Here is a 24,948-nt window from a genome sequence, read left to right on the forward strand (position 1 = left end):
AGGGTGATGTTCATCCTTTCGCCTTTACCCGGGCTTCCACCGTCCCCGGTTCGCTGTCATAAAGGGCTTGAAAGGACTACTGTCCCTCTCATTGTTTTGTCATATTCCGTTTTATTTTCGTATTATATGAAATCACGAACAAAAAAGTCAAGTTATACTTTCGGTTCTTCCGCTTCTTCTCCTAAGATTGGCTCGACATTGTATTCCATTAAGTGATCCCAATCATCATTTTTTAGCAGATCAAGCTGTGCTTCGATGAGCATTTGAAAACGGGTGCGGAATACTTTTGACTGCTTTTTCATCTCTTCGATTTCCATTGCAATTTTATGCGATTTAGCAAGTGCTTCATTGATGATTCTGTCAGCATTTTTTTCCGCTTCTTTAATGATCAGCTTCGCTTCCTTTTGAGCGTTTCTTTTCACATCTTCCGCAGCTTCCTGCGCAACTAAAATCGATTTATTTAACGTTTCTTCTATATTTGTAAAGTGATTCAGCTTCTCGGTTAATTCCTTCACCTTTAATTCCAATTCTTTCTTTTCGCGGATGACCATTTCATAATCTTTAATCACTTGATCTAAAAACTCATTTACTTCATCTTCATCATAGCCGCGAAAGCCTTTTGTAAATTCCTTGTTATGAATATCCAGCGGGGTTAAAGGCACAAATTCCACCTCCATATGTATGTTTTTCGCAAAACACTAATCCAATTATAAACGATTTTTCGACAGAATGGGCAAAAATCTTTCCATTTGTAATATTATTTTTGTATTCCGATCTTAATGCGCCACTTATCTTTTCTTGTTTTCCCTTCAATTGCCAAAACTTTGCTTCTTCCGAATCCTCGGACAGATAACACATCATCTTCCGCAATTTCAAAATGAGCATCCTCAACAATTTTCCAATTGACTTTGACGAGACTATTTTCAATAAGCGATTTTATTTTTTGCCGAGATTGGTGATAAACATTTGCTAGAACAGCATCGAGCCGAAGCGAAGAAACGGTGATCAAAGAAATATCCATTTCTTCTTCATGAGAAAACACATCTTCGAATGGGATCTGTTTCAAACGAACGGAAATCTTTCCAATTTTATTCCAGTTCAGCTGCAGGAAATTGGCAATTTCTTGCGCAACCATGACTTGCACCGTTTCATCATGAATGATAATGTCGCCGAACTTGCTCCGTTTTAAGCCGAGCGACATAAGCGATCCAAGCACTTCGCGATGTGATAATGTCACGAATTTTTTCGGGAACATGATTTCAAATGCGAACATTGAAAAATCATCTAATGTCGGTTGAATATAGTCAGGGTAAAAAAAAGCCCGCTTTCTTTCAGCATTTTTATAGCCTCCGAAAAATTGCACGTGAACATCCGGATTTTCACCGATCAATGTCTTAATGATTTTCTGTTCCCGCGGATCTAAAAAATCGGTCAATTTTGGCCGATATTGCTCAGTCACAATTTGTTTCCATCCAAAGACTTTGTCAATGAACTCCCTTTCTTCTTTGCGAAAATGCTGATAAACACTCTCCATAAGAGACAACTCCAATTATGATATGAAAAGAGCCGATTGGCATACAAAACAATTCGAATGTCAATCGGCGAATGAATTTTATGAAATCATACTAAAAAGAGCATACAGCCCATAATCTGCAAAATGCAGGGCAATCAATGCAACAATAGGAGATACATCAATCATCCCTAATGGAGGAATGATTCTTCTAAACGGTTCTAAATAAGGCTCACATATAGCCGCTAAAAATTGTCCAATGGACGTTTCCCTTGCATTCGGAAACCAAGACATCAAAATATAAATGATAATCGCATAGGAATAAATATCGAGCAAAAAACTTAATATGTTATATATTGTCCCCATCAATCATTTCTACCACCTTTTATTTTCATCATCTGCCATGAAATCGGAAATGGAGCCGGCGACATCTACGTTATCTGGGGTACATAAAAATATGTTTGTTCCAACACGCTGGATGTCTCCGCCAATCGCATAAACAGTGCCGCTTAAAAAATCAACAATTCTTTTTGCCTGATCATGCCCGATCCGCTGCAAATTGACAATGCATGAACGGCGGTTTTTCAGATGATCAGCAATTTCTTGCGCCTCTGAATACGTTCTTGGCTCACATAATATTACTTTAGTGGATTTTTGGGCGCTTTGCAAACTTACAACATTTTGTTTTCCGAAAGCGGCATTTTTTTCAACGCTGCTGTTGTGATTGAACATAATCGGTTCATGTTGGTGTTTCTCTTCCGGAGCTTCCATATCTTCAATCTCATAATCTTCATCATCGAGGGCAAAAAAGCTTTTAAATTTATTCTTTAAGCTCATCTGATTTACCTCCAGTTTCGTTTTATGTACCTACTAGCGAGGAGCCGATGCGAAGATAAGTAGCCCCTTCTTCAACCGCGATTTTGTAGTCGTTGGACATCCCCATTGATAGCTCTGTACATGGTGCATTCGCTATATTTAGTGCTTTCACTTGTTCCTGCAGTTGCTTTAAACTTCGGAAGCATCTTCTGATTTCATCTTCATCTTCTGTAAATGGAGCCATTGTCATTAATCCGACAACTTCGATATGGCGATACTCCTTCAACTGTTGAATAAAATCAATGCATTGTTCAGGAGCCACACCATGCTTTGACTGTTCGCCAGATGTATTTACTTGCACAAAGCATTTGATCGTTCGATCTGCTCTTTTTTCAATTTCGTTTGCTAGCGATATTCTATCCAACGAATGAATATAATCCACCTTGTCTATAATATTTTTCACTTTTCGAGTTTGAAGTGTGCCGATGAAATGCCAGACAGCTTTTGACCCAATGCTGTTATATTTCGATAAAAAACCGTCATCCCTGTTTTCGCCTAAGTGTAAAATGCCTGAATTTATCGCCTCTATAGCCCGTTCTACCGTTACATATTTCGTCACTGCAATAATTTGGATATCATCTATTTTTCGATTTGATTTTTTGCATGCTTGTTCGATTTCCTGTTGGATTCGTGCTAAATTTTCTTTCACTGACAAGGCTTAGTATCCCTCCTTCAAACCGATAAATCCCATCATTCGTCCTGTTTTCCCTTGATCTCTTCGATGGGAAAAAAACAAATCTTGATCGCAGCTTGTACAATATGAGGTCAATAGGATTTGATGTTCCGGCACTCCTTTTTTCATTAACAATCTTTTGTTGATTTCTGCAAGATGAATAGAATAAAGGCCGTTCTCAAGCTGTTTATAAAATGTCGTCTCATTGTCAAAAAGAGGTTTGATCGCATCGATCACATCGTCATTGACGACATAACAGCATTCGCCGATTGAAGGACCTATGGCTGCAAATATATTTTGAGCTTGCACACCTTCGTGCAAAACCCAACTGTCGATCATTTCACCTGCTATATTTTTCGCAGTCCCTCTCCAGCCCGCATGTGCGATGCCAATCAGTGAGTCTTTTGGAGAAAAAAAGAAAATCGGAACACAATCAGCAAAAAAAAGGGAAAGTAATATATTTTTTTCCGATGTGTATAGGCCGTCCGTTTGAGTGATGCATTGACGATATGTAAAAACCCCTGATCCTTTATGTTTATTTACTACCTTGACAATTTGTTTGTCATGGACTTGATCGGCACATACCCAGTTTGGTAGATCAAAACGAATTTTGTCCCCAATGATTTTTCGATTTTTGATCACCGTTTCCTTTTCATCATTCACATGAAGACCTAAATTTAATGAAGCAAAACCATTCTTGGAAAATCCTCCTTTTCTCGTCGTAAAACCTGCTGTAATCTGAGAATGAAGCTTCACCCAAGCAGGTATGGAGAAAAAAGATTCATCTGTTAATTGAAACGGTTCATGTTTCATTGTACCATTCCTCTTCGACAATTCTCTTATTTTTATTTTAACATATCTTTAAGCCAACATTTAACCAAAATTCGTGCGATTCTTATTCTGTTTCAACATTTTTCGAAACTCTTACTAAAATAACATCTTTTCCGATTTTTACGATGTTCCTCCAAGGAATGACAATTTCTTCCCCTTTTCCAAAAAAACCTAAAACCTTCCCTTGACTAGTGATCATGATCGCTTGAATTTTACCAGTTTTTAAGTCGATGTCAACGTCTTCAATGCTTCCTAATTTTTTTCCGTCATGGACATTCACAACATCTTTTATTTGCAAATCGGAAATATGGATCATGCCGGCTTCTCCCCTCAAGTATTTTTACAATCAGTATATGAGTTTTTTTTTGAATGATGATAAAGGGCCACATTCAAAAGAATGTGGCCCAATGATTATTGAATATTTTTGGTCATTTGTTTAATGGCAGCTTTTTCAAGCCGAGAAACTTGAGCTTGGGAAATGCCGATTTCTTCTGCTACCTCCATTTGTGTTTTGCCTTGAAAAAACCTTTTTTTCAATATCAGCTTCTCCCGATCATTCAATCTTCTGATCCCCTCTTTTAGAACAATTTCTTCAATCCACTTGGAATCGCGATTTCGCTCGTCGCTTAACTGATCCATGACAAAGATCGGATCACCGCCGTCGTTATAAATCGGTTCAAATAATGAAACTGGATCTTGAATGGCGTCTAAAGCAAAAACGATTTCTTCATGCGGCACATTCAGCTCTTTAGCAATTTCTTCTGCCTTCGGCTCACGTGACGTTTCGCTCATGAGTTTTTCACGCACCTGCAAAGCTTTATAGGCAATATCACGCAATGATCTTGAAACACGTATCGGATTGTTGTCTCGCAAATATCGACGAATTTCACCGATGATCATCGGTACAGCATAAGTAGAAAATTTTACGTTTTGGCTCAGATCAAAATTATCTATAGATTTCATCAACCCAATACATCCTACTTGAAAAAGATCATCGACAAACTCGCCTCTGTTATTAAATCTTTGGATGACGCTTAAAACGAGTCGCAAATTTCCGTTGACAAGCTTTTCTCTGGCTGATAAATCACCGCTTTGCATTTGTTTAAATAATTCTCGCATTTCTTCATTTTTTAAAACAGGAAGCTTCGAAGTATCAACACCGCAAATTTCAACTTTATTTCTTGTCATTTCGTTTCCCCCTTACAGGAGTTCTTGCTGTCTTAAGTTAAGTATCTCCCTGAAGGGGAAAAATATGCACAAGCTTTTCAGAGTGAACACGCTGTTGATTTTTCGCTATACATGCGACTAGCAAGCAAAAATTACACCATTTTATTAAATTCTTTTCGAAGACGCTTAATAATTCTTTTTTCCAATCTTGATATGTAAGATTGAGAAATCCCGAGCATGTCAGCCACATCTTTTTGCGTTTTTTCTTCTCCGCCATGCAATCCAAACCTAAGCTCCATTATTTGTTTTTCTCGTTCATTTAATTGCTGCAGCGCCCGCATTAATAGCTTTCGGTCAACATTAGCCTCCAAATCCTTTGTAATAATATCGTCTTCTGTTCCGAGAACATCCGAAAGAAGCAGTTCATTTCCATCCCAATCAATGTTCAACGGTTCATCAAAAGAAACTTCAGATCTTGTTTTATTATTTCTGCGCAAATACATTAATATTTCATTTTCTATACATCTAGATGCATATGTCGCAAGCTTGATCTTTTTTTCGGGATTAAAGGTGTTGACTGCTTTAATTAGCCCGATCGTCCCAATGCTGATCAAATCTTCAATATTGATGCCGGTGTTTTCAAATTTTCGGGCAATATACACGACAAGGCGCAAATTTCGTTCAATCAAAATCGAACGGGCAGCCTTATCGCCGCTCGGAAGTTTTTTTAACAGTATTTCTTCCTCTTCCTTCGAAAGCGGAGGCGGCAGCGCTTCGCTTCCGCCAATATAATAAATTTCATCTGTTTTGATCCCTAATTTTGTTAAAAACTTGTACCATATATACGTGAGATAAAGCTTAATTTTTTTCATGTTGTTCCCCCTTCTAAACAAATTGGTTTATGAGTATGCTATGAATAAAGGCTAAGAAGCATCTTTTTGTTTACCCGTCTGGATCATTTTTGGATGAATAATGCATTGATAATCGTCTTCGCTTGAAAGCCGCGAATGATTTAGTCCAATAAGCGGGCGGGACAGCATTAATGATTCTTCTTTTGTATGAATCACCACTTCGTCTGCTATTACGGCTAATAATAACTGAAGATCCTGGCCAACAGACCGATACGGAATAATTTTCAGCCTGCCGATCCATTCTTTCTGTTCTATCGCTGTCACAGCCTCCATAGGATTTCGATTTGAAATGACTTGGTGCATACTTTCAGGAAACACGGTCATTAATTTTTCCGCTTCGGCAATCATGACTGGCTTCTTAGTGATGGGATCATACAATTGATTGCCGCTGTCAATCAATCCTTTTACTGTTACTTTTTTCTCCATCATCGTGATCGAAACATCGACAATTTGATCATAGTGGATTTTTTTTGCTTCAACCTGTTCAAGCCGCAAGCGGGAAAAATACCAAATAATCGGAAAGCCGACCACGATAAATAACCAGCTGACAGGATTTCCGAAGCCATTTCCATTTGTTAAAATCATGTTATTTTGAAATGAAAAGCCTACTTGAAAAAAATAATAAGTGCCAAGCATACCTCCCCCAACTGCAAAAGTGACAAAATAGAAAGTCAATAAATTTTCTATAAAGTAGCGAAACTTCTTAAAGCCAAAAGCATAAAGAACCATCACACATGAGAGGATTAGTTTTGATTCCGGACGGCTCGCCAGCTGTGCGAAAGGCGAAAAAAGCAATATCACAATAGCGGAGCCGATGAGCGAAGCAATCATTATTTTTTTCCATACAATGTTTCTCTTTAAGATGATTGCTGTAAGAAAAAGGAGCATGATATCAAAGCAAAAATTCATCAGCCAAATAGCATCCAAATAAATGGTCAACCGCCTCTTCCTCTCCCACCATTCAATTTTCTAGGCTTCTGACTTGCTATTAATAGGTAGTATAAACGCTATTCATTCCAAATTGTGTCAAATAGTGGCGAGTACAGCATACAATTTTTGACGGATTCCTAATGTTTTCGTCGAATGGAAAAATGGTTAAAGAAAAAAAAACGGTACAAGCCTTTTAGAGGAAGAAAGCTAAATTGCTGAAGTTGTAAACACTTTCGTTAAGAGACGATGGGGAAATTACAGGAGATCTTTTCTTAAAAAAGCTGTGTAAATGTTTATACTTTTTCAGAACGAGGAAAAAGCCTGGCTAAAAAGCCAGGTCCTTTCGCGTATATATCTGCAATTTATATTCCACAAAAAATATTAGAACTTACCATATACATGGCATTAAATTTTCAGCAAGGATCCGCATTTTTTTCAAATGGCATGTCGTATTTTTTCATAAAGTTTTGATTCATTCGTTTTGCTATTTTCGGGAACGCGTGCAAATCTGTTTATCTATTTTTACATAATTTTTTGATTCTTTCCGCCGTAATACGATTTTTGAACAAATCATGCCTAATAGGAATCTCTGAATCCTGCAAATATTTATGTTCCAGTCCAATATTTAAACTGTTTTACGCATGCAAATAATAAAAACCTTCCATTTTGCCCGCTTGATGAGCTTTAAGAAAAAAGCATGGATGACGTCTATTGTCACCCATGCTTTTTTTAGCGGCGCTTTCTGTTTCTTAAAAATGTCGGGATGTCAAGCGTATCTTCTGCCTGCTGCAATGCACGGCTCGTAATGTCGTGAGTCGGCTCTTCCTTTTTCACTTCACGCTTAGTTGCAACATTTGGCTTCTTATTAGGAGCAAATGGTCTCGCTTCTTGCTTGCTAGGATTTATTTCAGTTTCTCTAAATCCAGTTGCAATCACTGTTACAACAATTTCATCCTTCAAATCTTCATTAATAACAGATCCAAAGATCATGTTGACATCTTGGTCCGAGGCTGATGCAACAATATCGGCTGCTTCTTGAACCTCATATAGGCTTAAATTTGTTCCGCCGGTAATGTTCATCAATACTCCTTGCGCCCCGTCAATTGAAGTTTCAAGAAGCGGACTTGAGATTGCTTTTTTGGCAGCTTCAGCCGCTCTGTTCTCTCCCGTTGCTACTCCGATTCCCATCAATGCAGAACCTTTGTTCGACATAATCGTTTTCACGTCCGCAAAGTCTAGATTGATGAGTCCCGGCACAGCAATTAAATCAGAAATACCTTGCACTCCTTGACGAAGAACGTTATCCGCTTCACGGAAAGCTTCAAGCATCGGCGTATTTTTATCAACAATTTCAAGAAGTCTGTCATTCGGAATCACAATAAGAGTGTCAACGGCTTCTTTCATGGCTGCAATTCCACCAGCCGCCTGCATAGCGCGTTTTCTTCCTTCAAACGTGAACGGCCTCGTGACAACGCCGACCGTCAGTGCTCCTAAATCTTTGGCAATTTGCGCAATGACAGGTGCTGCACCAGTTCCGGTGCCTCCTCCCATTCCAGCCGTTACAAACACCATGTCTGCACCTTTTACAGCTTCTTCAATTTGTTCCTTGTTTTCTTCAGCAGCTTTTTTTCCGACCTCTGGATTTGCTCCTGCACCAAGGCCCCTTGTCAATTTTGCGCCAATTTGCATTTTTGTTTCTGCTTTTGAAAGGTTTAATGCTTGTGCATCAGTGTTGACAGCAATGAACTCTACACCTTGCACACCATGTTCAATCATCCGGTTGACGGCATTATTTCCGCCGCCTCCTACTCCAATAACTTTAATTGTTGCAAAGCCGTCAATATTCGTATCGAACTCCAACATGCAAAATCCTCCCTAATCCATCAATGCTCTATTGACGAAATTTATTCGAAAAAGTACCCAAAAAATTTCTTCACTCTGCTCATTTTTTCTTCATTTTGACGCTTCGTTTTTTGCTTTAAAGTCACTTCATTCGCTTCACTCGGAACAGTTTGCTTAATCTGTTCCACCTCCACCTTCGATCCAATCCGTCTCCCTTGAATTTTTGCATTTTTGTAGGCAAACTGGATGAGACCGACACCTGTCATGTATTGAGGATTTCTAACACCTATGTAGTCGGGGCTAGCAATCCGAACATTGTGGGCGAGTACAGTTTGAGCAAGTTCAAGCACACCAGGAATGTTTGCACTTCCGCCAGTTAACACGAAACCTCCGGGCAATTCCCTGAAGCCCAGTTTTGCAATTTCTTGAGCTACAAGCAGAAAAATTTCCTCCATTCTAGCCTCAATAATATCAGCTATTTGAAGCTGATTGAATTTTTGCATTTTATCGCTGCCTATAATCGGAACATCAAACACCTCGTCTTCAGATGCATGATCATAAAAGGCATGTCCATGTTTAATTTTAATTTTTTCAGCATTTTCTGTGGAAGTTCTAAGACCAATTGATAAATCGTTGGTAATGTGTTCTCCCCCAACCGGTAGAACGGAAGTTGTTTTTAACTCTCCGTTTTCAAAAACTGCAATGGTAGTGGATCCCCCGCCAATATCGATAAGAGCTACGCCTAAATTTTTTTCGTCTTTGGATAAAGCAACTGAACCACATGCGAGAGGCTGAAGTGCAATATCCGTAATTTCAAGGCCTGCACGTTCAACGCAGCGCAGTAAATTATGTAGAATAGTTTTTGATCCGGTGATGAGCAGCCCTTCCATTTCCAGCCTTACTCCCAACATTCCCCTTGGATCATGTATCCCGTCAAGACCGTCTACAATAAACTGCTTCGGAATGCAATCTATAATTTCCCGATCTGGGGGAATGGATAAAACTTGTGCAGCTTCAATGACACGCCTTACATCTTCATTTTGAATTTCTCGGTTTTCACTTGAAACTGCCACTACTCCTTGACAATCTTGAAGTTTTACATGAGAGCCGCTCACACCGACAACAACTTTATGGAGGGGCATGCCGATCATTCTTTCCGCTTGTTCCACAGCCTTTTTAATAGAATGAACGGTTTCATCTATATCAACAATTGATCCTTTTTTTAAGCCTTTTGATTTCACATTACCAACACCAATAACGTTTAACGATTCATCCATCATTTCGCCAATGATTACTTTTACATTGGATGTACCGATGTCAAGACTGACAAATATTTCATTGCTGTTCAATGCTTTTGGCACCTCCTTATCCAATACTACTATTCTATTACGTCCAATAGAACAATACAATGAAACGAACGTTACATATTTGTTTCAATTTGTATATGTGTAAATTCAACACTTGATCTATTTTCCCTTTTAAAAGTTGGATTTTTTTTTGTGCGTATTTCTGCCGCTGTTCCATTTTGCGATTAAAATTCTGCGAATAACCGCTATATTTTGGAAAAGCCGAACTCCAAAAGCAAACATTGCTACTAAATACAAGTCTACACCAAGATGAACGCCGAGAAAAGCTAAACTTGCAGCTAAAAGTATATTAAAAAAGAATCCGGAAACAAACACAAGCTCATCATAAGAATTTTGCAAGTATGCCCGGAATCCCCCGAACAGAGTATCAAGCGCAGCAAGTATGGCTATTGATAAATAGTTGGAATATTCATCTGGAATTTGAATGTTGCTGTACAGACCTAAGATGATACCTAAAAGAATTCCGATAACCGGGAGCCACATAACTAATTCCCTTCCTTTTCATCTTTAAGAGGTGCCATATTTTGAATGCGGATCGATTTTTCATAAGGCGGTATAATTAGCTGTTTCTGCGGTGCAGATACGGTCAATTTCAAATTATCAATCGCAAAATCGTCTTTCAATGCAGATCCATTTATTTTACTGTAAAGTTTTTCAGCGTCGTTTGATAAAATTTTGATTTCAATCGGGTAAGTGTTCAGACTGTTTCCGTCAATTTTCGTTATTCCGTTAATATCGCGGATAACGGTTGTGTTGACAACTCTGTATCCGTTTATTGAAATTTCTTTTGCTTCATAAGAGTTCACTTCATTGATCAGACGCTTTAAAAGCTCTGGCGAAATCGGCTGAATAGGTTTTCCGAGCAGGTTGCTGTCAAACAAAGGCTCAACTGTGAGAACGACACCCTCACCTTTTACTTCGGTTAAACCCGCTTTCGCCTTCAGCTCTTCTAAAGTATCTTTCAACGCTTTTTCAGGACTTTCGTTTTTTTCCATTTCCCTTTGCATTTGGTCATATTTGCGGATTTCTTCTAACAATTCCACTTGAAGCTTTTGTTCTCTTTTTAAATCTTCACGGAGCTCCCACATATCCCTCGTATCACGCTCGTCCGGTTCTTCTATGGATCGATATTGCACGCCAAGCATAAACCCAAAAATTGTTGTAATGATGGAAAATGTAAAGGCAAATTTCCATTTTGGTTTAATCAATCGTCCATCACCTTTCTTTTTTCTAGAGCTAGGTTAGCTAGGGTTTCCGCTAATCATCCAGTTCATTTGACAAATAGGGCCCCATTTTAATTTCTTTTTTCTTTTCCACCTTTACAACAATATTTTCATAGGCAAGCTGATCCAAAACGCCTCCTGCAATGTTTAGCGCCTGCGTCAATACCTCAGCATCTCCGATGGCAGAAATAACAAATGGAGCGGGAAATTGGTTTCCATCTACCGTTACGACGGGGCCGTTACAGATGATATAAGAATGATGGAATATTCTTTGTCCGTTGATCGCTACAGCGGTCGCACCTGAAATGAGCAATTCATTCACAACTTTAAAGATGTGGCTTTCATGAACAATATAATTGTTCACATTTTCCCCTTCTGGAACATAAGAAGAGTCTTCGAGCGTCACTTCAATCCCTTCGCCGACAACCCCTACCTCTCCTACAAACATCCTCAATTTTTCAACATCTTCAACTAAGTTATAATAAAGCTCTTTCTCTTTTTTCAATTGCTCTTCAATTTCTGTAACTTTTTTTTGTTTTTGAAAAAGCTCCTCCTGGAGCTTCCGGTTTGTTTCTTCTTGATTGATCAGCAGCTTTCTTGTTTCATATTCTTTTTCCCACTGTTCTGGTGATACATTCAAATCTTTTCTTTCTTTTGTCCATTGAAAAGAATATGAAATTAAGAAACCGACGACGAGCATAATAAAAAATAACATGACATGGCTGGCATTAGCTTTCCTCATCGGCTTTGTCCCCTTTATTCTTCTGTGATCCTTTCTTGCTGTAAGGCTCAAAATAAGAACCGACTTCTAAGTGGATAATCCCTTTTACTTTCGGGTTGAGTTCTTTTACAATCATTGGATATGAACGCATTTTTTCAGCAAAAGTTTTCATAGAAGCTCTCACTTCATAGCCGTTGTTCATAAATAATGTAATTATGTACGGATCCATTTTTTCCGGCGTATAGTGAACCTCAGAAATGGAATTGGAAATGGAATGCGGAAGGTTTGTCAATTGTTCAGTCATGAGATGAGCAAATTCAGCATCGTCAAAACCGAATAAGATCGGAGCATCAGGCACTTTTACGCTTTTTTGTCCATCTAAAGTTTCCCCGTTTTCCAAAACCGGGTAAAAGGATGATCCATTGGACACGTAGGCTACTCGTTTCATTTCTTCAATTTCAATCCGAATGGTGTGAGGGAAAATTTTGACTATGTTCGCACCTTTCACTTCTTTATGTTTTTTCAAGGCTTTGATCGTTTTTTCTTTATTAACACTCCAAAAATTCGTCTGTTGATCGATACCGGAAAGCGAAATGATTTCATCGCTGGGAACATTGACATTTCCGCTCACTTCTACGTTTTTCACTTTGCTTAACGGCGTTTCTAAATAAATAATTAATAAAATAAGCAAGGAGAAGGTGAGAATAAATAGTATAAATCTCCTATTTGCCTTTTGTTTGCGCTGCTGCTTGAGCTTCGGTATCCGATCCTCGATTGAAACGATTTTTTCTTTTTCCAAGTCTATGTTCACCCCATCCTAGATTCATTGAATCCAGGTTTAATATATAAGCTTGTCCAAAAGGAGCAAAAAATGTTTAAAGGTGAAAAAACGGCAATAGCATGCCGTTTTAAAAAAATCTTGTTGAAATATTATAACATAATGTACAAGCTGAAAGGGAGAAAGATTTTTCCTATTTATTCCTTCCAACAATTTCAACTTCCGTTTCCATTTTGATTTGGAATTGCTCGTAAATCGTCTTTTTTACAAAATCGATGAGGGCCAGAACATCTGAAGCTGTTGCATTGTCTTCATTGACAATAAAATTCCCGTGCATCTCCGATATTTTTGCGCCTCCGATTTTGTAGCCTTTTAAGCCGGCTTTTTCAATGAGCTGACCAGCATAATGAGGAAGGGGGTTTCGGAAAATGCTTCCTGCGCAAGGATGGTTCCAAGGTTGTGTTTCACGGCGATATTCTTTATTTTTTTGCATCGTGGATACGATGCTGTCTCTATCTCCTTTTTTTAATTGAAATACCGCTTCTAAACATATTCCCGGGCGCTTTTTTTGCAAGATGGAGCTGCGGTATGAAAATTCCATTTCTTTATTGGAAAGCCATTCTAATGTCCCATCTGCAAACAAAATATGCGCCTTTTTGAGAACATTTGAAATATCCGAGCCGTGCGCACCCGCATTCATATAGACCGCACCGCCTACAGATCCGGGAATGCCGCTGGCAAATTCTAAACCAGACAATCCTTTTCTGCTGATCAATGTTGACAGGCTGACTAATGAATAGCCTCCCCCTACTGTGATCTCCTCATCTTGAATGGTTAAATGGCTGATGCCGTTTCCTAATTTAATTACGACCCCGGCAATTCCTTCATCTAAAACAAGTAAATTGGATCCTCTCCCTATTACGCGCCAATCTGCATGATGCTTTTTGATGATTTCCATTGTTTTCATTAAGCCTTCAATGCTTTTTGGCTCGACAAACACATCTGCCGGTCCGCCGACTTTCATCGTTGTATGTTTTTTTAACGGCTCATTCTCAAGCACTTTTCCTACATCAGCTCGAATTAACTCTTCCAACAGCTGCTTCACATGTATCCCCCCATTTTCAAATCTTGTTATTAGCAGCGGCAAGTTCGTTCATGACTTGATAAAGCCTTTTGGCTGCATCACGAACTCCCAGTTCAAAAGAAGCTTCGCTCATGCTCTTCAACGTTTCCGGATTCAGTAAAATTTGATCGATCAACGTTAACAAACGATGCCCTGTTAAATTTTGTTCAAGCAATAAAACGGCAGCGTTTCTTTCACTGAGTGTGCGGGCATTTGCTTCTTGATGATTGGCTGTAACATACGGGCTTGGAATTAATATGCTTGGAAGACCAAGCGCTGTTATTTCCGCTAAAGTCGTAGCACCTGCTCTTGATACGATTAAATCAACTGCTGCCAGCACATCCGGCATTTGGTGGATAAACGGTTTGATAATAATATTTTTCAGCCGGCCGCAATCACCTATTTGTTCCATTATTTGCTTGTAATGAACCTCACCGGTGACATAAACAATTTGATACGGCTTTTTCGATAATTCGTCAAGGATGCTGAGGACAGATTCATTAATCGGTCTTGCCCCGCGGCTTCCTCCAAAGATGAGCACGGATTTTACATTCTCTGTTAAATTTAAAGATGATTTACCTTTTGCCCGATCGCCGCCAATCACTTCCTGCGCGCGAGGATTTCCTGTTAGAACAACTTTTTCTTCCGGAAAAAATTTTTTGGAGCTTTCAAAAGAAATGGCGACTTTATCAACATATTTTGCTAAAAATTTATTAGTCAAACCAGGCACGCTGTTTTGTTCGTGGATGATTGTCGGTATTCCGAGTCTGCTGGCTGCATAAACGACTGGTCCCGAAACATATCCTCCAGTCCCAACTACAACATCCGCCTGAAACTCTTTTAGCAGCTTTTTGCAGATGGCGAAGCTGTTGAAAAATCGATAAACTGTTTTAACATTATCAAACGACAGCTTTCGTTTAAAACCGCTAATTTTAATCGCTTTAAACGGGATCCCTTCCCGTGCCACAATCTCTTTTTCCAGTCCATTTTCCGTCCCTATATATAAAAAATTGGCATGAGGGTCATATTTTTTCACTTCTTTTATGAAAGCAAGCGCAGGATAAATATGACCGCCGGTTCCTCCTCCACTTACGACAATGTTCATTCAAAAAGCCCCCCTGAAATGTTAGAAACTTTTTATAAAACAGTTAAAAGAGGCTGAGCAAACAAGCCGAAAAGCCCCTTTTTTTTCCATATTTATCCGGATTGGAAAGCTTAATATTTTGCATATCGGCTAATATTTAAAAGCACCCCGATTGCCATCAGCATTAACGTCAGTGACGATCCTCCATAGCTTAAAAACGGAAGGGTGATGCCCGTTACAGGCATTAATCCTGTGACAACCCCGATATTGATCATCACTTGAATCGCAACCATTGCAACAATGCCGACAGCTAGCAAGCTGCCGAATAAATCAGGCGCGTTCAACGCGATTAAAATTCCCCGCCAAAGCAAAAGAGAGAATAATAAAAGCACAAGAGAACCGCCTATAAACCCCAATTCTTCCGCAACGATCGCAAAAATAAAATCTGTTTGTGGCTCGGGCAAATAAAAAAACTTTTGTCTGCTTTGACCCAATCCTAATCCGAAAAGGCCTCCAGGGCCAATTGCATAAAGCGATTGAATAATTTGAAACCCGCTCCCAAGCGGATCCTCCCATGGATTGAGGAACGAAGTGATCCTTTTCATACGATAAGGAGCTGATAACACAAGAGCGGTAAAACCGAGTGCACCTATCAATCCCAGTCCGATAAAATGGCTAATTTTCGCTCCTGCTGCAAAGATCATGACGACACATGCTCCCATCATCACCGTTGCTGTTCCTAAATCCGGCTGAAGCATAATGATCCCAAATGCTAAAAAGACTAATCCTAAGGACGGGAAAAGCCCTTTTTTAATGGTTGTTACAAATTTTTGATTTTCGGACAAAAATTTAGCCAGAAAGGCGATCATCGCTAGCTTCATAAACTCAGAAGGCTGTATGGAAAATGCCCCGACACCGATCCAGCTTCTGGAGCCATTTCGTACAACGCCAATTCCAGGAATCAACACGGCAATCAGCAAAACGAAGCATACGATTAAAAGCACCTTTGCCCACGTTCTCCATGTCCAATAGTCTATATTCATAAAAAAGAACATGGCAACAATGCCCAAGGCGGCGAACAGCAGCTGCCGCTTTGCAAAAAAGAATGCATCGTCAAATTTATACGTTGCCCATATGGCGCTTGCGCTATATACCATGATTAAACCGATCGAAAGCAGCAAAAATGTGATCAAAATTAAAATGAAATCTGGAGATTTGCTTTTTGTCGACACGCCGAACACCCCATCTTTTTTAAGCTTAAGGGTACGAGCCCTTATTTTAGCTTATGCACGGCGTTTATGAAAATGTCTCCTCTCTCTTCGAATGTTTTATATTGATCCCAGCTTGCACAGGCCGGAGAGAGCAAAATGACATCACCTATATCCGATATGCGAAACGCCGCAAAGACTGCTTGTTCCACATTATCGACATGTTCTATCAGTTCTATTCCAGCCTTCTTTGCAGCCTTCTTTATTTTTGGGGCAGTTTGTCCAAAGGTGATGACTGCTTTCACATGTTTGAAATACGGGATTAATTCATCAAATTCATTCCCCCGGTCAAGCCCTCCGGCCAGCAATACAACAGGGGATGAAAAAGCTTCGAGAGCCTTTGTTGTTGCCAAAATATTCGTGGCCTTCGAATCGTTATAAAATTTTCTTCCTGAAACTTCGCCAACATATTGCAGGCGATGCTTTACACCTGAAAACGATGCCAGCACCTTTTGAATCGCTTTGTTTCCAACATTTTTCGCCTTTACTGCACAAATAGCGGCCAAAATATTTTCTAAGTTATGCTTGCCGACAAGAGCGATATCTTTTATATCAATAATTTTTTCACCATCATACCAAATGGATTCATTTTGGATATAAGCACCATTTGATACTTCCTTATTGGTTGAAAAATAAATTTTCTTTCCGTTTGACAGTTCAGACAGACGCACAACATCTTGATCATCCGAATTGATAACCGCAACCGATTGGTCATCTTGGTTTGAAAAAATTTTCCCTTTCGCTTGCATATAATTTTCGCGAGTTCCATGATAGTCTAGATGGGCATTAAAAATATTTAACAAGACCGCGACTGAAGGTTTAAAATGAATGGTTCCTAAAAGCTGAAACGAGGATACCTCCATAACTACAATTTGTTCCTTTGTCGCTTCCTGTACAACTTCACAAGCCACATTTCCGATATTTCCTGCCAGCAGCGGCTGTTTTCCATCTGCCTTCAGCATTTCGTATATTAAAGTTGTCGTCGTCGTTTTTCCATTCGATCCAGTTATCGCAATAATTTCCGCTTCAGAAATTTGATACGCAAGCTCGACTTCGGTTATAACGGGAATATTTTGGCTCGCTGCTTTTTGTACGATCGGGTTTGTGTATGGAATGCCTGGATTTTTTACAACAATATCAATATTATGCTCCTCGAGCAATTGTTCCGGATGTTCTCCTAAAATAAGTTTGATCCCTAAACTTTCAAGTTCTTTTACATCATCATTTGCTTCGTATGGTTTCATGTCGTTTACGGTAACACGAGCACCTAGTTTATGCAATAATTTAGCGGCTCTCAAGCCGCTTTTCGCCAAACCTAATACGAGAACGTTTTGATCGACATACATTTGTACATTTTTCAATTATAACCACACCTCGATGATAATTCCTAGTATTGCAAAAAGCAAACCCATCGCCCAGAATGTCACGACGACTTTCCATTCCGACCATCCGTTTAATTCATAGTGATGGTGGAGCGGGCTCATTTTAAACACTCTTTTTCCAGTCATTTTAAAGGAAATTACTTGAATAATGACTGATAATGTTTCAATAACAAACACGCCGCCAATCACTATAAGCAAAATTTCTAATTTTGTCAAAATGGCTACAGCGACAATCGCTCCGCCTAAAGCCAATGAGCCAGTATCTCCCATGAACACTTTTGCAGGGTGAGCGTTGAACACTAAAAAGCCTAATACGGAACCGACCACTGCAACACTAAAGATGGCGATATCATATTGACTATTGTTCCATGCCAATACAGCAAATGCTCCGAAAGCAATTGCAGCGCAGCCGGATAACAATCCATCGAGACCGTCGGTCAAATTGACGGCATTTGAGCCACCTACAAGCATAAACAAAATAAGAACCGGGTAGAGCCAGCCAAGATCAAAAGAAAGTTCCGTCCCCGGCAATCGAATTTCTGTAGAGAACTCAAATTGATTTAAAACAAAATAAAAAATAACCGCAACAATGATTTGACCGATTAATTTTTGTTTTGAAGTCAGACCGAGATTTCTTTTTAACACCACTTTAATCATATCGTCTAAAAATCCAAGGAGTCCGTAACCGATTGTTACAAACAACAGCAAAAACGTTTCGATCCCCGGTTTCGAAAATTTATTGGTCATGACAATAGTGGTGATAATGATGGATAACATAATCATGACTCCGCCCATCGTCGGAGTTCCGGATTTTTTTTGGTGGGATTTTGGTCCTTCATCCCGAATACTTTGGCCAAATTTCAGCCTTCTTAAAAATGGAATAAAAATGGGAGAAAGTAATACACTGATTAAAAAGCCCATTAAGATGGTAAAAAGCACGACTTGTTCTAGCATTGATACTTCCTCCTCCCACCAAAACCAACATTTGCCTTTATATCCATATGATTATTGATGTTAAACCATTCCAATTTCATAACAAATCCTCTTCCTGCTTGATTATTTATTCTCTTTCAATTGAATAGCGCGAATAGCCACTTTTCGATCATCGAAGTCAAATTTTTTGTCCCCGATTTGTTGATATGTTTCATGGCCTTTTCCTGCAATGACGACGACATCTCCTTCTTCTGCATTGCTGATTGCAAATTGGATGGCTTCCTCTCGATCGACAATTGAATGAAAAGGTTCTCCGTCGACACCAGCTGTCATATCTTTTAATATTTGATGTGGATCTTCATTTCTAGGGTTGTCGGAAGTAAAAATTGGAATGTCCGCCCACTGAACAGCAATTTTCGCCATAAGCGGACGCTTCGTTCGATCGCGGTCTCCTCCGCAGCCAACGACTAAAATGACTTTCTTTTTGGCAAGCTCCTTCACCGTTTTCAATAAATTGTCCAAGCTGTCTGGTGTGTGTGCATAGTCAATAATGACGGAAAAATTTTGTCCGCAATCTACTAACTCAAATCGGCCGCGCACACCTTCCATCGATTCGACCGCTTCGATGATCTTTTCGATCTCAACTCCTGAAACTAAAGAAGCCGCAATAGCAGCAAGAACATTATAAACGCTGAATTTCCCGACTAAATTCATTTGTACAGGAAATGTACCTTCAGGAGTAACGAGGAGAAAAGAAGTCCCGCTTGCATTCATTTTCAATTCTTTCGCCATAATCTCACATTCGTTTTCAATTCCATATGTAACGATATGGGAAGAAGTCATATGTCTGTAATAGTCAGAGGCTGGATCATCACCATTCAATATAGAAAATTTTGGATGATCATGATCATATTTATTTCCGAGCTGAGCAAACAATAATCCTTTCGCATTTCGATATTCTTCCATTGTTTGGTGATAGTCTAAATGGTCTTGGGTGAGATTCGTAAATACTGCAACATCAAAATCACAGCCGTGGACTCGTCCCATATGCAGCGCATGAGAGGAAACCTCCATACTGGCGTGGGTCACGTTCTCCTCGATCATCTTTTTAAATGTTTTTTGCAGGGTTAAGCTGTCAGGCGTTGTATTTTTTACTTCGTATTGTTGATCATTTATTTTTGTATACATTGTTCCGATTAAACCGGTTTTATAGCCGGCATTGCGAAAAATATGATCAATCAGATGAGTCGTAGTCGTTTTTCCGTTCGTGCCCGTGACACCGATGAGGTGAAGCTTATGTGTTGGCTGGTCATAAAAATAATCAGCAAGCACAGCCATTGCCCGTTTTGTATCATTTACGACAATTACCGGGATATCACCCGGCAGATGATTCAGCGGTTTTTCTGATAACAGAGCGGCCGCGCCTTTTTTTACAGCTTCTAAAGCAAACTCATGACCGTCTACCGTAAAGCCTTTGATGCAAATAAATAAGCTTCCTTCCTTCACAGCACGCGAATCCATTTCCAATGAAGTAATCTCAGGATTCCCATTACCATAACGTTTATAATGATGTAGAGCAGTGAGAATTGCATCTAATTTCATAACGATAATCCTTTCTCAAAAAAACATTCTCCATTATTTTATCTTAGCTTAAAATGAGCGACAAGGGCTTTTCAAAAGCAGTTGTTTCAAAAAGCCCTTTTTTAGAAAATTATTCGTCTGCTGCCGCCTCGTCTCCTAATAAAATTCGTACAGTAGATCCTTCTTTTACCTTTACGCCTGCTTTTGGCGATTGTTGAACGACTACCTTGCCGTCGCCGTTTACATCAAGTTTTAAATTCACAAGCTGTTCAGCGAGCTCTTGTTTTGAGAGTCCTAAAACGTCCGGTACTGTGACGAACTTTTCATCCAGCCAAGTTTCCTTTTTTTCCATTTGCTTCGTTCTAGGCTTCACACCGAGCTGTCGGAGACTGTCTTTTATGATTGTTCCTACAATTGGCGCGGCAACAACACCGCCAAATTGCACCGTTCCCTTTGGATTATCAACGGCGACATAAACAACTATTTGAGGGTTGTCTGCAGGTGCAAAACCAATAAACGATACAATATGATTATTTGTCAAATATCCTCCGCCGGGAGCAGCTTTTTGCGCAGTCCCCGTTTTTCCTCCGACCCGATACCCTTCAACAAACGCTCCTCTTCCTGTACCTTTTGCAACAACACTTTCAAGAGCAGCGCGAATTTGTTTGGATGTTTCCTCGGAAATAACGCGTCTTTTCGCCTCAGGAGTCTTTCTTGATACAACATCTCCCGTATCCGGGTCAATCCATTCTTTTGCGATATTCGGTGTATATAAAACACCGCCGTTGATCGCGGCTGAAACAGCGGCCACTTGCTGGATCGGCGTTACAGAGACCCCTTGGCCGAACGCTGTGGTCGCAAGCTCGACAGGTCCAACCTGACTTTCTTGAAATAGAATGCCGCTTCCTTCACCTGCTAAATCAATCCCCGTTTTTTCACCAAAGCCAAATTTTTTAATATATTCAAACAAAGTCGATGTTCCCAGCCTTTGTCCAAGTTCAACAAATCCCGGGTTGCATGAATTTTGAACAACTTCAAGAAACGTCTGATCCCCATGTCCGCCTTTTTTCCAACATCTTAATGTCGCACCGGCAACTTTTACATAACCCGGGTCGTAAAAATGCTCTCTATAAAGATCAACCTTCTTTTCTTCAAGAGCGGCTGCTAACGTGATAATTTTAAATGTTGATCCAGGTTCATACGTGCTCCAGATCGGCAAATTTCGGTTATAAACTTTCGGATCGACATGCTGATATTTTGTCGGATCAAATGTCGGTCTTGATGCCATGCCTAAAATTTCTCCGTTGTTCGGATTCATGGCAATGGCAATTATTCCGTCCGGATTGTATTTCGATTCGGCAATGTCCAATTCCCTTTCGATGATCGATTGAATTTTTGCATCAATCGTCAACTTTAAATTCAAGCCGTCCACAGGAGGCATATATTCCTCCACTTCATTTGGCATTCTTTTTCCTTTAGCATCAGAATAAAATTTAACATATCCTTTTTGGCCTTTCAATTGCCGATCATAATATAATTCAAGTCCGCTTAGCCCTTGATTGTCTATCCCTGTAAAGCCCAAAACGTGCGCTAAAAGGCTGTTAAACGGATAATATCTTTTAGAATCTTCGGCAATGTAAACGCCTTTTAAATTTAAACTGCGTATTTCTTGCGCTTTTTCGTCAGATATTTTCCGCCCTTCAGGATGAACACGGACAATCATTTCTTTTTTCGTTACGTATTGATAAGCTTTTTCCGTCGGCATATTTAAGACAGAAGCAAGCTTTTGAGCCGTTTCAGCTGGATTTTCGACCTGACGGGGAATGATAAAAACGCTCGGAGCACTGACATTTGTCGCAAGCTTCTCCCCATTTCTGTCCACGATTTCTCCCCGCTTTGGTTCAAAAGGGATATTTCTGCTCCATAAATCCTTGGCAAGAGAAGTTAATTGCCCGCCTAACACAAATTGGACATATCCTAGTCTTACTTCGATCACGGCGAAAATCAAAAAACCTGCCAATAGAACGAAAACGAGCCGTTTTCTTACTGTTACATTTGAAACGCGCATATATATGATAACTCCCCTCATGTAGGTTCGCTATCAAAATATATGCCTCGTCCATTTAATATAGAACAAGCTTCAAGCGGAAGCAGGCGCCCGCTTGCCAAACCGTTCCCAGATACATTTTTTTTAAAAGCGGGCTCCTATTGTGGTACTACTTAGGCTTTTTTAATTTAATAGTTAATTGATCTCCTTTTCTAATTTCAGTGCCTGGTTTAATATTTTGTGCGTTAACATATCCGCTTCCTTCATATTTCAGCTCAAGCTCCATGATGGAACACAGCTTCATCACATCCCGCAACGACCATCCGGAAATGTTCGGCATTTTCACAGCTCCGTCCGTTAGAAGAAACACTTTTTCTCTTTGGATCACCCGTGAAGTCGCGCTTGGATATTGGGAGGTGACGGTGGCTCCGCCGCCTAGAACAATTGGTTGAATTTGCTGTTTTTCGAGCTGTTGAACGGCTTGTTGAACCTGCTGGCCTTTATATTCAGGCAGTGAAACTCCGACTTCTTTTTCATTTTTAACATTTTTTTCTTCCTTCGCAGCAGCAGTTGTCGGTTCAATTTTTAAATATTCAAGACTATTTTTCATCACTGATTTAAAAATCATGGAAACAGGAGCTGAACCGGTTTCTGTCGGCTTCAACTTCGGCTGCTGAACAGCAACGTAGACAATGAGCTCTGGATTTTCTTTTGGAGCCATTCCTAAAAAGGAAAATACATAATTTTCCCGACCCGTTAAATAACGTCCTCCTTCTCCTGCTATTTGAGCTGTCCCAGTCTTCCCGGCGATGTGGTACCCCGGTATTTGAAAAGGTTTCCCTGTTCCATGTTCAGATGTCACAACAGTTTCTAAAATATCAAGCGTTTTCGCAGCAGTTTCTTTTGTGATTGGTTCGCCTTCTACCGATGGTTCCGTCTTCTTTAGCACTCGATTTGTGTCAGGGTCTACAATTTTATCGATGACATAAGGCTTCATCATCTTCCCATCGTTGGCAATAGCTGTTGCAGCTTGTACGAGCTGGATTGGTGTGAAAGCTGACGCTTGTCCAAATGCAGTCGAAATTTTATCCCTCTCCCATTTGTAATTTAATTTGCTGTTCTCTTCGTTCGGCAAATCAATACCCGTTTTTTCTAAAAACCCAAAACGATTTAAATATTGATAAAACCGCTCAAGCCCAATCTTTTTATGCGCTAATATGGCAAAACCGACATTGGATGACCGCTGAACAGCTTCATCAAACGTAATGGTGCCCCATCCGACATTGTTATGATCGTATATAGGACTTGCGCCTTTTACTTTATACATCCCGGACTTATATTTTTCGTTGCCGTTATAAACCCCTTCATTAACCGCAGCAGCTAATGTAAAAATTTTCATTGTCGAACCAGGCTCAAAACGGTAAGAAACAGCGTCATTGTAAAAATTTTGAATATCACGCTCGTTTGGATCAAAGCTTGGCCGCTGAGACATCGCTAAAATTTTCCCCGTTTTTGGGTCTGCGACAATTCCGATCATTTTCGTCGGCTGATATTGTTTTTCAGCTTCATTTAACGCATCTTCCAAAAACGTTTGAATTTTTTGGTCAATTGTTAAATAAACGTCGGCTCCGTTATTCGGCGTAACAATTTTGTCTTTGCTGCCCGGCAGCTTGTAGCCGCTTCGGTCGCTTTCATATATCACATATCCGTCTGTTTCCTGCAAATATTTATCTAAGCTTTTTTCTATCCCCAGCTGCCCGGTTGTTTTTCCCGTCTTTTCATCTCGCTTGGCGTAGCCAATCACATATGATGCAAATTTTCCGTTTGGATAAAAACGTTTTGTATCGCGAATAAAACCGATGCCGGGCAATTTAAGCTTTTCAATTTGCTGTTTTTTCGCAAAGCTGATGTTTCTTCCTTTTTCTCCGAATTCGACCTGAAACTTGTCTTTTTTCAAAATAGTTTCGATTTCTTTCTGTTTCATTCCAAGAATGGGAGCTAATTTTTCTGCCGTTTCTTCAGGATCGACAACATGATTCGGATGGTCGGGATCCGTTGTCATTTTTTCATCCAATACAGCTACTAATGTATAGGTAACAGTATCTTCAGCGAGCACGTTTCCTTTTTGATCCAATATTTGGCCGCGGCGGGCTTCAAGCATGCGCTTTTTTTCATATTTTTCTTTTGCCTTAACAGCTAGCACTTGACCATCGACAGTTCCTGTCGCTTGAATGTAGAAAAACCTCCCAAATAAGATAAAAAAGAGCAGAACAAATATTACGGATAATATTGCTGCTCCCCGATTCATATTTTTGCTTTTCTTCATCCCAATCAGTCCTGTATGCCTTTTACTTTGCTTGGATCTAATGTGAAGCCTAAGTCTTTAGCAATTTTATAAATTCTTTCAGGTCTTTTCAATTCATCGACCTGAAGGTTTAAATCACTGTTGATTTTTTCCTGATTTTCAATTTCAGCTTCGATTTTCTGCATTTCTATATTTGCTTGATACAATTTCACACTATTTGAGATAATCCAAATGGAGCATACCAGCATCAAAAATAAAAAAACAACAAATAACAGTTTCTCGCCTAATGTAATGGAGGATCTTTTTCGTTTAACAACGAGGGTTTGTTTTGCATGCTTCTTTTCTTCTTGTCGCCTTTCTTGAATTTTGACAGCTAAATTGCTCATAGAAAACCTC

The 24,948-nt window shown here is 39.6% G+C and carries 25 protein-coding genes and 1 other annotated feature (1 of these 26 only partly in view); all 25 genes read right to left on the minus strand.

Annotated elements, in window-relative coordinates:
* Nucleotides 1-101, minus strand: a binding site (T-box leader); it reaches 124 nt to the left of the window's first position.
* A 51-nt stretch (nucleotides 102-152) separates the two neighbouring features.
* The 25 genes from NSQ84_RS10755 to ftsL all read right to left on the minus strand — a co-directional run bounded on the left by NSQ84_RS10755 (nucleotide 153) and on the right by ftsL (nucleotide 24,938).
* Complete coding sequence (locus NSQ84_RS10755; protein WP_063388479.1) at nucleotides 153-662, minus strand: DivIVA domain-containing protein; 510 nt, start codon at nucleotides 660-662, stop codon at nucleotides 153-155.
* A 95-nt stretch (nucleotides 663-757) separates the two neighbouring features.
* Nucleotides 758-1,534, minus strand: coding sequence for an RNA-binding protein (locus tag NSQ84_RS10760; protein ID WP_063388480.1), 777 nt, complete (start codon nucleotides 1,532-1,534; stop codon nucleotides 758-760).
* 78 nt (nucleotides 1,535-1,612) lie between these two features.
* Nucleotides 1,613-1,876 carry a YggT family protein gene (locus NSQ84_RS10765; protein ID WP_063388481.1) on the minus strand — a complete coding sequence of 88 codons (264 nt, stop codon included), beginning with the start codon at nucleotides 1,874-1,876 and terminating at the stop codon, nucleotides 1,613-1,615.
* 9 nt (nucleotides 1,877-1,885) lie between these two features.
* On the minus strand, nucleotides 1,886-2,347 hold the full coding sequence (locus NSQ84_RS10770; RefSeq protein WP_063388482.1) for a cell division protein SepF: 462 nt from the start codon (nucleotides 2,345-2,347) through the stop codon (nucleotides 1,886-1,888).
* A gap of 22 nt (nucleotides 2,348-2,369) precedes the next feature.
* On the minus strand, nucleotides 2,370-3,041 hold the full coding sequence (locus tag NSQ84_RS10775) for a YggS family pyridoxal phosphate-dependent enzyme (protein WP_066246582.1): 672 nt from the start codon (nucleotides 3,039-3,041) through the stop codon (nucleotides 2,370-2,372).
* Between the two features lie 3 nt (nucleotides 3,042-3,044).
* Nucleotides 3,045-3,872, minus strand: a complete 828-nt coding sequence (gene pgeF / locus NSQ84_RS10780) for a peptidoglycan editing factor PgeF (protein ID WP_066246584.1) — start codon at nucleotides 3,870-3,872, stop codon at nucleotides 3,045-3,047.
* Between the two features lie 82 nt (nucleotides 3,873-3,954).
* On the minus strand, nucleotides 3,955-4,206 hold the full coding sequence (locus NSQ84_RS10785) for a YlmC/YmxH family sporulation protein (RefSeq protein ID WP_063388485.1): 252 nt from the start codon (nucleotides 4,204-4,206) through the stop codon (nucleotides 3,955-3,957).
* Nucleotides 4,207-4,301: 95 nt separating this feature from the next.
* The gene (gene sigG / locus NSQ84_RS10790; RefSeq protein WP_063388486.1) at nucleotides 4,302-5,078 is read right to left on the minus strand and encodes an RNA polymerase sporulation sigma factor SigG; all 777 of its coding nucleotides are present in this window, start codon (nucleotides 5,076-5,078) and stop codon (nucleotides 4,302-4,304) included.
* A 131-nt stretch (nucleotides 5,079-5,209) separates the two neighbouring features.
* Nucleotides 5,210-5,929 carry an RNA polymerase sporulation sigma factor SigE gene (sigE, locus tag NSQ84_RS10795; protein ID WP_063388487.1) on the minus strand — a complete coding sequence of 240 codons (720 nt, stop codon included), beginning with the start codon at nucleotides 5,927-5,929 and terminating at the stop codon, nucleotides 5,210-5,212.
* Between the two features lie 51 nt (nucleotides 5,930-5,980).
* Nucleotides 5,981-6,907, minus strand: coding sequence for a sigma-E processing peptidase SpoIIGA (gene spoIIGA / locus NSQ84_RS10800; RefSeq protein ID WP_063388488.1), 927 nt, complete (start codon nucleotides 6,905-6,907; stop codon nucleotides 5,981-5,983).
* A gap of 720 nt (nucleotides 6,908-7,627) precedes the next feature.
* Nucleotides 7,628-8,761, minus strand: a complete 1,134-nt coding sequence (ftsZ, locus tag NSQ84_RS10805; RefSeq protein WP_063388489.1) for a cell division protein FtsZ — start codon at nucleotides 8,759-8,761, stop codon at nucleotides 7,628-7,630.
* 41 nt (nucleotides 8,762-8,802) lie between these two features.
* The gene (gene ftsA / locus NSQ84_RS10810) at nucleotides 8,803-10,089 is read right to left on the minus strand and encodes a cell division protein FtsA (protein WP_063388490.1); all 1,287 of its coding nucleotides are present in this window, start codon (nucleotides 10,087-10,089) and stop codon (nucleotides 8,803-8,805) included.
* Nucleotides 10,090-10,218: 129 nt separating this feature from the next.
* On the minus strand, nucleotides 10,219-10,590 hold the full coding sequence (locus NSQ84_RS10815; RefSeq protein WP_063388491.1) for a small basic family protein: 372 nt from the start codon (nucleotides 10,588-10,590) through the stop codon (nucleotides 10,219-10,221).
* Nucleotides 10,591-10,592: 2 nt separating this feature from the next.
* Nucleotides 10,593-11,315 (minus strand): DUF881 domain-containing protein, encoded by a 723-nt coding sequence (locus NSQ84_RS10820; RefSeq protein ID WP_232515562.1) that lies wholly within the window; start codon nucleotides 11,313-11,315, stop codon nucleotides 10,593-10,595.
* Nucleotides 11,316-11,364: 49 nt separating this feature from the next.
* Nucleotides 11,365-12,072 carry a DUF881 domain-containing protein gene (locus NSQ84_RS10825; protein ID WP_063388492.1) on the minus strand — a complete coding sequence of 236 codons (708 nt, stop codon included), beginning with the start codon at nucleotides 12,070-12,072 and terminating at the stop codon, nucleotides 11,365-11,367.
* Nucleotides 12,059-12,850 carry a cell division protein FtsQ/DivIB gene (locus NSQ84_RS10830; RefSeq protein ID WP_063388493.1) on the minus strand — a complete coding sequence of 264 codons (792 nt, stop codon included), beginning with the start codon at nucleotides 12,848-12,850 and terminating at the stop codon, nucleotides 12,059-12,061. The genes NSQ84_RS10825 and NSQ84_RS10830 overlap by 14 nt, the downstream gene beginning before the upstream one ends.
* Nucleotides 12,851-13,022: 172 nt before the next feature.
* A complete protein-coding gene (murB, locus tag NSQ84_RS10835) occupies nucleotides 13,023-13,934 on the minus strand; it encodes a UDP-N-acetylmuramate dehydrogenase (RefSeq protein ID WP_066251810.1) in 912 nt (303 codons plus the stop codon).
* Between the two features lie 16 nt (nucleotides 13,935-13,950).
* Nucleotides 13,951-15,057 carry an undecaprenyldiphospho-muramoylpentapeptide beta-N-acetylglucosaminyltransferase gene (gene murG, locus NSQ84_RS10840; protein WP_066251813.1) on the minus strand — a complete coding sequence of 369 codons (1,107 nt, stop codon included), beginning with the start codon at nucleotides 15,055-15,057 and terminating at the stop codon, nucleotides 13,951-13,953.
* 110 nt (nucleotides 15,058-15,167) lie between these two features.
* Entirely contained in the window at nucleotides 15,168-16,268 is a 1,101-nt protein-coding gene (spoVE, locus tag NSQ84_RS10845) for a stage V sporulation protein E (RefSeq protein WP_063388496.1), read from the minus strand.
* 41 nt (nucleotides 16,269-16,309) lie between these two features.
* On the minus strand, nucleotides 16,310-17,650 hold the full coding sequence (gene murD / locus NSQ84_RS10850) for a UDP-N-acetylmuramoyl-L-alanine--D-glutamate ligase (protein ID WP_066251982.1): 1,341 nt from the start codon (nucleotides 17,648-17,650) through the stop codon (nucleotides 16,310-16,312).
* 15 nt (nucleotides 17,651-17,665) lie between these two features.
* Nucleotides 17,666-18,640 carry a phospho-N-acetylmuramoyl-pentapeptide-transferase gene (gene mraY, locus NSQ84_RS10855; RefSeq protein WP_066251816.1) on the minus strand — a complete coding sequence of 325 codons (975 nt, stop codon included), beginning with the start codon at nucleotides 18,638-18,640 and terminating at the stop codon, nucleotides 17,666-17,668.
* A gap of 102 nt (nucleotides 18,641-18,742) precedes the next feature.
* On the minus strand, nucleotides 18,743-20,221 hold the full coding sequence (locus NSQ84_RS10860; RefSeq protein ID WP_066251819.1) for a UDP-N-acetylmuramoyl-L-alanyl-D-glutamate--2,6-diaminopimelate ligase: 1,479 nt from the start codon (nucleotides 20,219-20,221) through the stop codon (nucleotides 18,743-18,745).
* Between the two features lie 109 nt (nucleotides 20,222-20,330).
* Nucleotides 20,331-22,268, minus strand: a complete 1,938-nt coding sequence (locus NSQ84_RS10865) for a stage V sporulation protein D (RefSeq protein WP_066251821.1) — start codon at nucleotides 22,266-22,268, stop codon at nucleotides 20,331-20,333.
* A gap of 148 nt (nucleotides 22,269-22,416) precedes the next feature.
* Nucleotides 22,417-24,573: a penicillin-binding protein gene (locus NSQ84_RS10870; RefSeq protein ID WP_066251824.1), complete on the minus strand. Its 2,157-nt coding sequence runs from the start codon at nucleotides 24,571-24,573 to the stop codon at nucleotides 22,417-22,419.
* Nucleotides 24,574-24,578: 5 nt separating this feature from the next.
* Nucleotides 24,579-24,938 carry a cell division protein FtsL gene (gene ftsL / locus NSQ84_RS10875; RefSeq protein WP_063388501.1) on the minus strand — a complete coding sequence of 120 codons (360 nt, stop codon included), beginning with the start codon at nucleotides 24,936-24,938 and terminating at the stop codon, nucleotides 24,579-24,581.
* Nucleotides 24,939-24,948: the final 10 nt, after the last annotated feature.

The organism is Aeribacillus sp. FSL K6-3256 (assembly GCF_037965805.1).
Lineage (GTDB): Bacteria > Bacillota > Bacilli > Bacillales > Aeribacillaceae > Aeribacillus > Aeribacillus composti.